This window comes from Achromobacter mucicolens (assembly GCF_902859725.1).
In the GTDB taxonomy this organism is placed as follows: Bacteria; Pseudomonadota; Gammaproteobacteria; order Burkholderiales; family Burkholderiaceae_B; genus Achromobacter; species Achromobacter mucicolens.
Map to the genome: position 1 here is coordinate 11,015 of NZ_CADIJP010000006.1, position 13,481 is coordinate 24,495.

General features: G+C 65.4%; 6 protein-coding genes and 1 pseudogene. All 7 read right to left on the bottom strand.

Going from position 1 to position 13,481, the window contains the following annotated elements; all coding sequences use genetic code 11:
- Positions 1–13 precede the first annotated feature (13 nt).
- A complete protein-coding gene (locus HV786_RS08705) occupies positions 14–1,000 on the bottom strand; it encodes an AI-2E family transporter (RefSeq protein ID WP_128828762.1) in 987 nt (328 codons plus the stop codon).
- Positions 997–2,487, bottom strand: a complete 1,491-nt coding sequence (locus HV786_RS08710; RefSeq protein ID WP_217472107.1) for an alpha/beta hydrolase — start codon at positions 2,485–2,487, stop codon at positions 997–999. Before HV786_RS08710 ends, HV786_RS08705 begins: the two co-directional genes overlap by 4 nt.
- On the bottom strand, positions 2,484–3,995 hold the full coding sequence (locus tag HV786_RS08715) for an efflux transporter outer membrane subunit (RefSeq protein WP_128830271.1): 1,512 nt from the start codon (positions 3,993–3,995) through the stop codon (positions 2,484–2,486). The genes HV786_RS08710 and HV786_RS08715 overlap by 4 nt, the downstream gene beginning before the upstream one ends.
- Positions 3,992–7,168, bottom strand: coding sequence for a multidrug efflux RND transporter permease subunit (locus HV786_RS08720; RefSeq protein WP_254599466.1), 3,177 nt, complete (start codon positions 7,166–7,168; stop codon positions 3,992–3,994). The genes HV786_RS08715 and HV786_RS08720 overlap by 4 nt, the downstream gene beginning before the upstream one ends.
- A gap of 11 nt (positions 7,169–7,179) precedes the next feature.
- Complete coding sequence (locus tag HV786_RS08725) at positions 7,180–8,202, bottom strand: efflux RND transporter periplasmic adaptor subunit (RefSeq protein WP_230965040.1); 1,023 nt, start codon at positions 8,200–8,202, stop codon at positions 7,180–7,182.
- 832 nt (positions 8,203–9,034) lie between these two features.
- Positions 9,035–13,165: a CheR family methyltransferase gene (locus HV786_RS08730; protein WP_128828763.1), complete on the bottom strand. Its 4,131-nt coding sequence runs from the start codon at positions 13,163–13,165 to the stop codon at positions 9,035–9,037.
- Between the two features lie 92 nt (positions 13,166–13,257).
- Positions 13,258–13,404, bottom strand: a pseudogene (locus HV786_RS08735) (ammonia-dependent NAD(+) synthetase); the annotation flags it as partial.
- Positions 13,405–13,481: the final 77 nt, after the last annotated feature.

The following is a 13,481-nucleotide window of genomic DNA, read 5'->3' on the forward strand; positions in this document are numbered from 1 at the left end:
CGGACCGGCCGGCTCAGCTGCGGGCAACGCGTGAACTGCGGCCTGCGCCGTACACGGTGGTCATCACGATAAGTAGGGGCACGCCAATGAACGTGCCCGGAATGCCCCACACAAACCCCCAGAAAAAAACAGCAAACATCACCATCAGCGGCGACAGCGCAAACGCGCTGCCGGCAAGCCTGGGTTCCAGATAACAGCCATAGACGATCTGGATGCAGTTCAGGACGACGAGCACCGCAATGCTGGTCTGCAGCGATCCGACCTGCACGAACGCGAAGAACGCCGGAAACACCGTAGCCACCAGCGGCCCGAGGAACGGGATGTAATTGAGCAGGAAGGCGAGCCCGCCCCAGGCGGTCGCCAACTCCAGGCCGGCATAGATGGCAAACAGCCAGACCGTCACGCCCGTCAGCACGCTTGCGATCGTGCGGATCACCATGTACCAGCGCAACTTGGCGGCGACATCGCGCCCGATCGCCATCCAGCGCTGCGCCCGGGCCTCACCCAGCAGGCGGATCAGCCGCGCCGGCGCCTCGTCAAGCTCGAACAGCCCCAGCGCAATGAAAACAAAGGCGATGAAGATCATGCCCAGCATGCTGTTGATCCGCAGCGCCACCTCCTGGATCGCCCGCACCAGCCATGACACGTTGAAGCTGTCCTGGAACATCTGGATCGCCATCGCGCCGTGCGGGTGCAGCGTTTCGGTCTCCAGCGTGAACAGACGCTGGAAGCGCGCGGCGTTGGCCATGACCCACTGCGCGACCAGGCTGAAGCCCCAGGCCGCCAGCGACAGGAACACCACCGACACGACCACCGTGACCACCAGCGCCAGGATCGCGGCCAGCGGCGCCGGCATCCTGCGGCCCAGGTACTGGCGCAGCGGCGCAACCAGGCAGATGACGAACAACGCAAACGCCAACGGCACGAAGATCGGGCTGGCCAGGTACAGCAGGCCGAGCAGCAGGAGGGCAAAGATGCCGGACATTGCGAAGGACGTCATCGTGGTATCACCCCATCAACGCGCTTGACCAGATAGGCATAGAACGGATTGGAGGTCAGCCGGGTCAGCGTGTCCATGCCGATCACGAAGGCGCCGACTTCGCCGCGCATGGACATGGCGCCCAGGCTGATGCCAAATTCTTCGATGTTGTCCGGATGCGTGCCGTACAGCGCGTCGTCGGTCGGGAACGGCAGCGCCACGTGCGACAGCGAATAGACCTCGCGCGGATAGTCCATGCCGATGGCCCGTTCCACGACGGCGGTGGCGTTCGGCTCAATGACGCGCTCGATCATGGCGCTTGACGTGGGGCTGGCGTTGGTGACGAGCGTCAGGCGATAGTTGCGCTTTTCACCGGGCAGCGTGCCCGCCAGTTGCCAGGCGACACCGCGCCGGAACAGCGGCCCAAGCTTGGTGGCCCGGTTCAGGTCGAACAGCACCAGATCGCTACCGTTGGCAGGCAGCCGCGCATACAGCGCGTTGATCAGCGCGCGCGTGCTGACGGTGAAATCCAGCACGGAGTGGAACGTGATGATCGGCGGCAACCGTTCCAGGCCGCCCGCGCGCTGCTGCGCGACCAGCCTGTCCTGCAGCGTCTGAGTCAGCTCGAACGACTGGCGGGCCGCGTGGACCGGGAAAGAGTTGTACTTGAAGGGATTGAACTCCGGCACGATGCTGAGCCATGCTGCCTTGGCAAACGCGGGCAGGATGGCCGGCAGCCCCGCCAAGCCCGCGAAGCGCGCGAACGACGTGATGCCGACCATCGGCGAGATCAGCACCAGGCGGTCGGGCTTGTCGAGCTTGGGATTGTCCAGCGCATCCAGCGCGTGCATCAGCGCCAACGCACCGCCGTTGGAAAAGCCCACCATGTGCAGCGGTTTGGGCGCCGGCACGCGGCGGCGGGCTTCGCGCACGGCCAGGCGCGTGGCCGCCGCCCAGTCTTCCCAATGCGCGTCCGTCAGCCCGCCGGGCACCGTGCCGTGGCCCGGCATCCGGATGGCGATCGCCACGTAGCCGACCGATTGGTAATGGGCGGCGACGTGGCGCAGGCTGTAGGGCGAATCCGTCAGGCCATGCAGCAGCACAGCCACGCCCCGCGGCTCACCCGCCGGCAGCAGCATGAACGACCGGTTCCAGTCATGCGCGAAATGCTCGGGGTACACCTTCGCGTCCGCGAAATAGCGGTTGCTGTCCACCTTGTCCTCGGGCAGCAGCTTGTCGCCCACGTTCTGCCTGACCAGCGCAAAAAGCTGATCCTCATGCGCCAGGTAATCGTCCCAGGTGCTGCGGTCCAGCCGCTCGGCGTCCAGTTCCTGCGGCACATATGTGTGCCACGCAGCCAGCGGCGGCCCCTGCTGGATGTCGTACAGGCGCACGCCCATTAGCGTGAAGACGATCAGCAACGCCACCCCGGCCGCAATGAACAAGGCCTTGCGCAGCCGGCGCCACCGCGGGCGCTGGACGGCGTCGGTGGGCTTGCCGGTGTTCACTGCGCGGCTCCCGAGGGGGAAGAACCTGTCCCCGCCGGCAGAACGGGCGTGGACGTGGGGCCCGCCGCGGGCGGCGCGTCCGCCATGACCACTTCCGGCTGCTCGTCCCCGCCACCCAGCGCCACGTACAGCGACACGCCGTTCTGCAATTGCGAGGCCCGCAGCGTCAGCATCTGCTGCTCCGCGTTGAACAAGCCGCGCCTTGCGTCGACGACTTCCAGGTAGATGGAGATGCCGTTCATGTAGCGCAACTCGGCGGTTTCAGCCAGCCGGCGCTGCGCCTGGATCGCCGTCTCCTGCGCGGTGACCTGTTCCTGAAAGCGCTTGCGGTTTTCCAGCGCGGTCGCCACTTCGCTGAACGCGGTCTGCACCGTCTTGCGGTAGTTGGCGACCAGTTCGTCGCGCTGCGCCGTGGCCAGGTCCACCGCCGCCCGCCGCTGCCCGTAGTCGAAGATCGGCCACCCGATCCCCGCGCCGATGTTCCAGATCTGGCTGGGTGAGGAGAACAGATCCGACAGCTCGGTGGACGCGTAGCCCAGCGATCCGGTCAGCGCAATGCGCGGAAAGAGTGCCGCGCGCGCCGCGCCGATGTTGGCATTGGCGCTGCGCAGGCGGTTCTCCGCCTGCCGGATGTCCGGCCTGACCACCAGCAGCGAAGACGGCAATCCTGGGCTAAGCGCATCGAACTGCCCCGCGGACTCGATGGGCTGGCCGGGGGCCATCTCGTGCTGCAGGTCTTCGCCGACCAGCACCCACAACCGGTTCCAATGCCCCGCCGTGGCGCGCTGCCATTCGGCAAGCTGGGTCTGCGCCTGGGTCAGCAGGATGGCCGACTGCTCGAAATCGACGCGCGACGTGACCCCGGCGTCCAGGCGATCCTTGGCCACGCGGAGCGCATAGCTGCGCGTCTCCACCGTGCGCTGCGCCAGCGCGATGCCCTCTTCGCCCGCCTGGGCGTCGTAATAGGTCGAGGCCACGTTTGCGATCAGCGACAGGCGGAACGCGCGCCTGCCTTCCACCGTCGCCAGGTACTGCTGCAACGCCGAGGCGGTCATATTGCGCACCCGCCCCCAGAAGTCCAGCTCGAAGGACGAGACCATCACCTGCGCGTTGAACTGATTGAATTGCACGGTCTGCCGTGACCCGGCCAGCGCCGGGTCCAGCACGGTCAGCGGTTGCTGATTGCGCGACGCCGCCGCGCCGGCGTCCAGTTGCGGCAGCTGATTGGCGCGCTCGATGCGGTAGAACGCCCGGGCCTGCTCGATCCGGGCCGTGGCCGCTGCCAGGTCCTGATTCAGCTCCAGCGACCGGGCGATCAGGCGCTTGAGCTGCGCATCGCCAAAGAACTGCTCCCAGGTCACGTCCTGCGCCGCCTTGGCATCCGGAGGGACCTCGCCCGGGAACATGGCGGGCGTGGCCACTTCGGGCCGGCGGTGCTCGGGCGCAAAATTGCACGCGGACAGCCCACCGATAAGCAGCGCGGCGGCGGCAAGGCGGGCGGGGGTCATGGGTTCTCTCCCCGCTCTTCGGCCTTGGCCGGACCGCTCTCGCCAGGCTTGGGCGCAGTTTTCCGGGGACCGGACCAGCGCCGCGCCACCATGTAGAAAAGCGGCGTGAAGAACACCCCGAACAGCGTGGCGGTCAGCATGCTGCCCATCACGCTGGTGCCCACCGCCTGCCGGCTGGCGGCGCCCGCACCGGTCGCCAGCACCAGCGGCAGCATGCCCAACACGAACGTGACGCTGGTCATGATGATGGGACGCAGGCGCTGGCGGGCCGCATCGACCACCGCTTCCTTGCGGTCGCGGCCTTCAAGCTCCTCCTTCAGCGCGAACTCCACGATCAGGATGCCGTTCTTGGCGGCCAGCCCGATGATGGTCACCAGCCCGATGTTGAAGTAAATGTCCGCCGACATGCCCCGCCCCAACGTGAATGCGGCGGCGCCCAGGATGCCGAAAGGCAGGATCAGCAGCACCGACACCGGCACGGACCAGCTTTCGTACAGCGCGGACAGCAGCAGAAACACCACGACCAGCGACAGGGCCAGCAGCAACGCCACCTGGTTGCCCGCTTGCTGTTCCTCGTACGCGGTCCCGGTCCACTCGTACATGATCCCTTGCGGCAGGACCCGCGCGGCGATGGCCTCCATTTCGGCCAGCGCCACGCCGCTGGAGCGGCCCGCGGCGGCTTCGCCCGAGATCGTGATGGAGGGAAAGCCGTTGTAGCGTTCCAGCTGCTGCGGACCATCGATCCAGCGCATTCGCGAAAACGCCGAGAACGGCACCATCTCGCCCCGATTGTTCGGCAACTGCAAGGCGGCGATGTCCTGCGGCTGCATGCGCTGATCGGCCTCAGCCTGGATGAACACCCGCTGCACCGAGCCATCGTGCAGGAAGTCGTTGACGTAGTTCGAGCCGAACGCCAGCGTCAGCGCCTGATTGACCTGCGCCACCTGCAAACCCAGCGCACGGGCATGCACGCGGTCGATCTCGACATACAGCCGCGGCCCCGGCGGCATGCCGTCCAGCCGCACGCCGGTCAGCAGCGGACTGGCGGCGGCGGCCGCGATCATCGCCGCGCCCGTCGCGGCCAGGCCCGCGCCGCCCTGCGCCGTGCGGTCCTGCACTTTCATGGAAAAGCCCGACGCGTTGCCCATTGACGGGATCGGCGGCGGATTGAGCGCAAAGATCATTGCCTGGGGAATCTGCCGGAAGGCCAGGTTGCTGCGCCCGACCAGCGCATCGACCGCCTTGCTGCGATCCGTGCGCTCGCTCCACGGGTACAGGTCCACAAACGACAGCGCAGCCGTCTGCCCCTGGCCGAAGAAGTTGAACCCGACCACCGACGCCACGTTGCGCACGGCAGGCTGCTCACGCAGCAGGCTTTCGGCCTGTTGCACGGCCACCTCGGTCTGGTCGGCCGTGGTGCCGGGCGCGCCGGTGTACGACACGAAGAAATAGCCCTGGTCTTCCAGCGGCAGATAGCCGCCCGGCAAGCGCGAGAACAGAAAGATCGTCAGGCCGCACACGCCCAGGAAGATCAGCATCCAGCGCAGCGGCCGCACCAGCATGTGCTCGACCGCCCGCACGTACTGGCGCGTCATGGCGTCAAAGCCCGCGTTGAACTTGTCGAACACCCATTGCTTGGCCTTGGACACCCGTCCCTTCGGCGGTTTGCCGTCCGGCAGCTTGAGCAGCGTTGCGCACAACGCGGCGCCCAGCGACAGCGCCAGCACGGTGGACACGACGATGGCGACCGACAGGGTGATGGAGAACTGGCGGTAGATCGCGCCGCTGGACCCCGGAAACATCGCCATCGGCACGAATACCGCCACCAGCACCAGTGTGCTGGCGAAGATCGGCCCCCACACCTGGCCGACCGCCTTGCGTGTGGCTTCAGGCGCGGAAAGCTTTTCGTCCTGCATGATGCGGGCGACGTTCTCGGACACCACGATCGCGTCATCGTTCAACACCCCGATCGCCACCACCATGCCAAACAGCGACAACAGGTTGATGGACGCGCCAAACAGGAACAAGCCCGCGCAGGTGCCGATCAGCGCAATCGGCACGATCAGTGTCGGGATCAGCGTGCTGCGCCAGCTTTGCAGGAACAGGAACACCATCGCCGTGACCAGCAGCAGCGCCTCCACCATGGTGACCAGCACCGAACTGATCGAGGTCGTGATGAAGGGCGTGGTGTCGAACGGCACCGTCCAGCCGACGCCCGCCGGAAAGACCGATTCCAGCTCCGTCATGCGCTGGCGGACCTGGCGCGCGACATCCAGCGCGTTCGCGTCATTGGCCAGCTGGATGGCGATGCCGGCGGCCTCCTTGCCATTGACGCTGAGGCGGAAGTTGTAGCTTTCGTTGCCCAGTTCCACCCGCGCCACGTCGCCCAACCGCACGAGCGAGCCGTCGTTGTTCACGCGCAGGATGACCTGTCGGAACTGCTCGGGCGTGGAAAAACGGCTCTGCGCCACGATCTGCGCGTTGAAGTCCGCGCCGCGCGCCAGCGGCAGGTCGCCCAGCGAACCGCCGATCGTCTGCGCGTTCTGCTCCTGCACCGCGCGCATCGCGTCGCTGGCCGACATCTGAAAACTTGCCAGCTTGCGCTCGTCCAGCCAGATCCGCATGGCGTACGACGAGCCGAACAGCTGCACATCGCCCACGCCACGGATACGGCGCAGCTCATTCAAGATGTTGTTGGACGCGAAATTGCCCATCTCGACGGCGCTGACGTTGCCGCTTTCGGATTGCAATGCCAGCAGCATCAGGAAGCCGGATGACGCCTTGGTCACGGCCACGCCCAACTGGCGCACCTCTTGCGGCAGCCGCGGCTCGACCCGGCTCAGGCGGTCCTGCACCTGGCTGCGCGCCACGTCCAGGTCCGTGCCGGGCTCCAGCGTCACCGTGATCTGCGCCGTGCCGTTGGCGCGGCTGACCGACGCCATGTACAGGAAGTTGTCGACCCCGTTCATTTCCTCCTCGATGATGGAGGTGACGGTGCGATCGATGGTCGTGGTATCGGCGCCCCGGAAGGTCGCCTGGATGGTGATCGACGGCGGCGCGATGTTCGGGTACTGCTCGACGGGCAGCAGCACCACCGAGATCAGGCCGAACAACAGAACGAAAAGCGCCACTACCCAGGCGAATACCGGCCGCAACACGAAGAATGAGCCCATGGCCGACTCCGTCAGGGTTTCGCAGCTTGCTGTTCGACAGGATCGACCTGCTGGCCAGGCCTGATTCTGTGCCAGCCGTCCACCACCACCCGCTCTCCGGGTTCAAGACCGCTACGCACCAGCCAGTTGCCGGCGACCTGCTCGCCGACCTGGATCTGTTTGGGCACGGCCGTGTCGCCCGGCCCGATGACAAACACAGTGGCGGTGTCGCCATTCAACCGCGCGGCCCGCGCGGGAATCAGGATGCCCTCCTTGCGCACACCCACCAGGATCTGCCCGGTCACGAACTGCCCCGGCAGCAATTCCCGCTTCGCGTTGTCAAAGCGGGCGCGTATGGTCTGAGCGCCGGTCGTCCGGTCCACGCTCAGGTCCGCAAAGTCGACGACGCCCGTTTCGCCGAACTCGCGGCCATTGGCCAGCATGAGACGCACCGGAAATGTGTTGCCCGCCGTGGCCAGCGCGCCCGAGCGCGCGTAGTCGGTCAGGTCCATGATGGCGGTGTTGGATTTGGTGAACGTGGCGCTGATCGGCGAAAGCTGGTTGACCTGCGCAAGCAGCGTTGCGCCCGATGCGCTGACCAGCGCCCCCTCGGTGACCAGCGCGCGTCCCACACGCCCCGCGATGGGCGCCCTGACCGTGCAACGGTCCAGGCGCAACTGCGCCAGCGTGACCGCGGCCTGCGCATCGGCGACATTAGCCTGCGCCTGGCCCAGGGCGGCGAGAGCCGCCTCGTACTCCTGTGCGCTGACCGCCTGGCGCTGCACCAGCGGACGGAACCGCTCGGTGACCGAGCGCGCATTCTTCTGCACGGCCTGCGCGCGCTGCAGCATGGCATTGGCTTGCGCCAGCTGCGCCTTGTAGTCGCTCGGGTCGATCTGGAACAGCGGGTCGCCAGCCTCTACGTCGCTGCCCTCGGTGTACAGCAGCTTCTCAACGATGCCATCCACGCGCGCCCGCACTTCGGCCGTGCGGATGGGTTCGATCCGGCCCGGCAGATCCACGTTCAGATCGACCGGCTGGCTCCCCACGGTCATCACGAAAACCTTTACTGGCGCCAGGGGGACGGCAGCCGCATCGTTCCGGTCCCCACACCCCGCCAACACCATCGTCCACGCACTCAACGCATACAACACGACACGACGGACATTGCTGCTCGCTTGCATCATCCCCTACTCCCAGGCGGTCGGACTCAAGGTCCCACTTCCCTCTCCCCCCACCGGTGGAAAGGGCCCAGCTCGGACAGCTCAATGGCGCGGCGGGTGCGCCGGTTCAGCGTATTTGTTGTGGATTACGGGCGCGACGCGGCGCAAAGGGAATAAAGCGCCGGAAAAGGGAGGAGGGCCCGATCGGGAAACATCCGATCCAGGAAGAACCTGCCCAACTGGGCAAGGCCGATGCTTGCCAGGCGTGCGCCAGCCGCATCGTGATACGAACAAGACCATCGACTTTCGCACAAGGATCCTTTATGTCCGGGACAAGGGGAAACTGGCTGAAAAAGTGCTACGTGGTCATTCGGCGGACATTGCGCTGCAATCCGCTTGCCGGCGCTGGCACGTTACGTGCTGGGGCGCGGCGTTTCGGGACAGCTTAAGTAGCGGCGGCGCTTAGCGCAAGCTTTTCTCGATGGTGTCAATCGACCGCATGGCAGCATTTTCAACGCCATGCAGCGAATCCTTGGCGCAGCCGCGCCCGGGCGGTTGGTCGCAAATATGCGAATTTCCGCGGCCTGTTTTGCGCAGCCCAACCCATGAGCAAACACGCTTTACGGCCACGCGGGAGAATTATTTCCAGAAGCGGAAAATTGGCACTAATTGAAACTTTGCTCCGGGAGGCGCGGCGGCCGCTGCGCGTGGCCGCCGGCAACGTTCAACTGCGGGGACGAATCTTGCGCACGACTTCCAGCAGATCGTCCAACGACACCGGTTTGCTGATGTGCGCCGAAAAGCCGGCGCTGACGGCTTCTCGCATGTCTTCCTTGGCGCCGAACCCGGTAAGCGCGATGGACGGCAGATCGACGCCGTCCTCCCGCTCGCGGATGGCCCGCATCAGCGCATAGCCGTCCATGTTGGGCATGCCGATGTCCGACAACAGCAGATCGAATGGGGAGTGATCCAGCCGTTCCAAGGCCTCGCGGCCGCTGGAGACGGCTGTCACGATGGCCCCTTCCAGATCCAGCAGTTCTCGCATGACCTGCAGGACGTCCTCGGAATCGTCGACCAGCAGGACATTCAACCCGTCAAGCGGCATGTCGCCATTCGTTTGCGGCGCGTCCTGTTCTTCGCGCGCCCCGGCCAGGTCCAGCCACACGGTGAACCGCGCGCCGGCGCCCAGGCCGTCCGAGTGCACCTCGATCGTGCCTCCATGGGCGCCAACGAGTTCGCTGACGACCGCCAATCCGATACCCAGCCCAGGGCTGGTGCCGGCCTTCTGACGCACGTCACCCTGGCTGAACATGTCGAAGACCCGGCCGACAAACATCGGGTCGATGCCCTGGCCAGTATCGGCCACGTCCAGCCTCAAACGGTTGTCTTCAACGGCGAGCTTGAGCGCGACCCGCCCTCCTTCCGGTGTGAACTTGATCCCGTTGTTCAGCAGATTCCAGATCACCTGCTCGATGCGTACGGGGTCGGCATCCAGGTAGACCGCCAAGGCGGGATCGAAGTCCGCGCGCAGATCGACGCCGGCGGCGGCGGCGGCGGGCCTGAGCACATCGAGGATATTCTTCGCGATGGCCGCGACGTCGATGATCGATTTGTTCAGCGCCAGCTTTCCGGTGCGCACGCGCGACAGGTCCAGCAGATCGTCGATGATGCGAGCCTGGCCCCTGACGGACCGCTGGATCAGATCGATGGCGCGCGCTGCCGGTGCCAGGTTACGCACGGCTGGCGTGCGAGCCAGCAGCTCGGCATTGAGCTGAATCAGATTGAGCGGGTGCTTGAGTTCGTGCGACACGACCGCGAAGAATTCGTCCTTGAGCATGCTGTCGGCACGCGCGCGATCCAGCCGCGATTCCTGCTCGGCATCGCGCAGCTTCAGTTCCGTCACATCGCGCACGATCTTCGCGAACCCTTGGTAGACCGGGTCGTCCATGCGGTTCACGCCCCCGGTGCAGTACACCAGGCTGCCATCCTTGCGCTTGTGCCACCGCTCGTCCGGCGCGTAACCGATCTGCCGGGCACGATCGAGTTCGTATTCCGGCCTGCCGGCGGCAATGTCCTCGTCGGTGAAGATGATGGATATCGACTTGCCTTCGGCCTCGGCGCTGGTGTATCCGAACATCAACTCGGCGCCGATGTTCCAGTTGGTGATGATGCCCTGGTTATCCAGCGTCATGATGCCGAAGTCGCGGGCGCTTTCCGTCATCAGCTTCAGGTGCGCCTCGCCCAGACGAACCCGGTCTTCCGCCTTGCGCCGGTCGGTGATGTCGATGAACGTCAAGACCGCGCCTTCGATGCGGTGTTCGGCACTGCGGTAGGGCAGCAGCCGCGCCAGATACCAACGGTCGGTGGCGCTGCGCACCTCGCGCTCAAGCGGCCGCAGCGATTCGAAGACGCCCGCGGCATCCTTGGCCAGGTCCGGATAATCCAGCCGATGCGTGATGTCCAGCACCGAACGGCCGGCATCGCTGGGAATCACGTTGAAGATATCGGAGGCGCGCGGCGTGAACCATTGAATGCGCATCATGCGGTCCACGAACACCGTGGCGATGTCGGTGGACGCGATCAGGTTCTGCAAGTCGTCATTGATCTTGGCGGTTTCGTCGACCTTGGTCTTGAGTTCCGCATTGACGGTAATAAGCTCTTCGTTGACGGACTGCAGTTCTTCCTTGCCGGTTTCCAACTCTTCGGTGGTCGAACGCAGCTCTTCGTTGATGGCCTGGAGCTCCTCGTTCGAGGCCTTCAATTCCTCCGTCGAGGTCTCGGCCTGCTCGATGGTGGCTTGCAACTGATCCTTGGTGCGCTGCAGCTCTGCCTCCAGCTGGGTCAGCACGGCAGCAGAGCCGCTCGTCGGGCCCTGGATGCCATCGGCGCTCATGATGTCTTCGACTTCGTCGAACAGCACCAGCATGTAGTCGCTGGCGGACTCCTCGTGCCGGAACGGCCGCACCACCATGTTGATGTAGGCCTGGCGGTCGCCTAAGGTCATCTTGACCCGCCGCGCCTCAACGCTCTTGCGCGAGTGCAGCGCCTGGAACATTGCCGTGCGCAGTTCGGTGCGAAGTTCGGGATGCACCGACGCCGGGAGATTCCGGGAAGGCTCGCCGCCCGGATGGCGCAGGAAACGGCCAGCGCGGTCCGAAATATGCACGATGTCGCTGTTGGCATCGACGATGACGCTGGGTGGCGCGTACATTTCAAGCGCGCGCTGGTGCACGGCGGCGTAAGACACCTTGGTCTCACGCACCGGGGCGGTGGAGGCATGAATGGGCCGGACGTGACTGAAACCGCCGTCCGTCAGTTCGGGCATGCCGCTCAGCTGCGCCGGGGTCTCGCGCGCGGCGTAAATGCGATAGCGCTTGTCCACCACCTGGAACAACTGCGGGCACGCATCGGCCGATTCGGAGCTGCCCAGAAACAGGAAGCCGCCCGGCTTCAACGCAAAATGGAACATGCGCAGCACATCGCGTTGCACCTCGCGATCCAGGTAGATCAGCAGATTGCGGCAGCTGACCAGATCCAGCCGCGAAAAAGGCGGGTCGCGCAGGATGTTGTGCACGGCAAACAGGACACGCTCGCGCACGTCTTTCTTGATGCGGTATTCGTCGTCCTTGCGGCTGAAAAAGCTTTGCAGCATTGCCTCGGGCACATCGGCCTTGATGGCCATGGGATATGCCGCCGCCCGGCCCGCCGTCAGCGCGGATTCGTCGATGTCGGTGGCAAAGATCTGGATCCTGGGCGGCTGAGGCATCGCCGCAGCCCGCGCGCTCATCAGCATGGCGAGCGAATACGCCTCTTCGCCGGTCGAACAACCCGCCACCCATGCGCGCAATGCGGAGTCCGGCGCATGACTGAGTGCCTTGAACAGCTTGGGCAGTACAAATTCATCCAGATTGGCGAAGGCGTCCCTGTCGCGGAAGAACTGCGTCACGCCGATCAGCATGTCGGATAGCAGCTTGGGGGTTTCGTCGCTGCGTTCCTGCAGCAATTTTCCATAGTCCGCCAGGGTCGCGGTGCCCGTGATCTGCATGCGGCGCTCGATCCGGCGCAGCACCGTGGCCTTCTTGTAGTGACGAAAGTCGTGCGCCGTGCGGGCGCGCAGCAAGGCAAGGATCTCGCGCAACGTGTTGCGATCCTGCTTGGACTCATCCGCCGCCAGCTCGGCGTCGGCCGCGCCCGCGGCTTCCTCCTCGGTCAGCGTGGGCAGGTGGATGCTGCCCATGTTCTCCGCGATTTTCCTGAGGCGATCCGGCATGATCGATACCGGCAGCACGATGTCCACCGCGCCGGTTGCGATCGCGCTTCGCGGCATGGTGTCGTGTTCGGCGTCCTGGGGCGACTGCGCGAACGTCACGCCGCCCTGCTCCTTGATACGGGCAAGGCCGACCGACCCGTCCGATCCGCCGCCGGACAGGACGATGCCGACCGCTCGCGTTGTGTGCACGTCGGCCAACGTCCGGAAAAACGTGTCGATGGCGATGTGGCGGCCTTCCGGTCTGGGCGTGGCGGCGGTCACGCGCAGATACCCGTCGTTCATCGCCAGCGTCGCGCCCGGGGGTATCACATAGATGTGATCACGCTGGATCGGGACCGGCTTGGTGACCTGCGCGACCGGGATGGCGGTGCTGGACTGCAAAATCCTGTCGAGGACGCTTTCGTGATCCGCGGACAGGTGCACCACCACGACGAAAGCCATGCCGGGCTTGGCCGGCAGATTCGAAAAAAATGTTTTAAGCGCGTCGATCCCCCCGGCTGAGGCGCCCAGGCCGACCACAGGAAAGCTGAGGTCACTACGGACGACGCCGGGCTTGTTGTTTGGAACGGACGGCGAATCGGACATTTTTTGCCTGCGGTGACGGGCTGAAGGGTATCGGCAATGATACAGGTCGCGAAAAGCGCGGCGGCCTCAAGTCACGGTGCAGGCCCCGGGGGCAGCGCGCGCAGCGGCAGCACATCCGCCGCGCCATCGCCGTGTTTCGTGAAGAAACCCATCAACGCCTCGGCCGCCTGGTCCGTGCCGATGACCAGACAATCCCGCGCGCCGGCTATTGCGTACTGCGCAATCATGCGCTGCTCGGAGACGCCCAGTTCGCGCGCGATGGCGTAATGCGGGCGCAAAGACGTGCTTTCGGGTTGCATGTTCACTCCTATCCGCT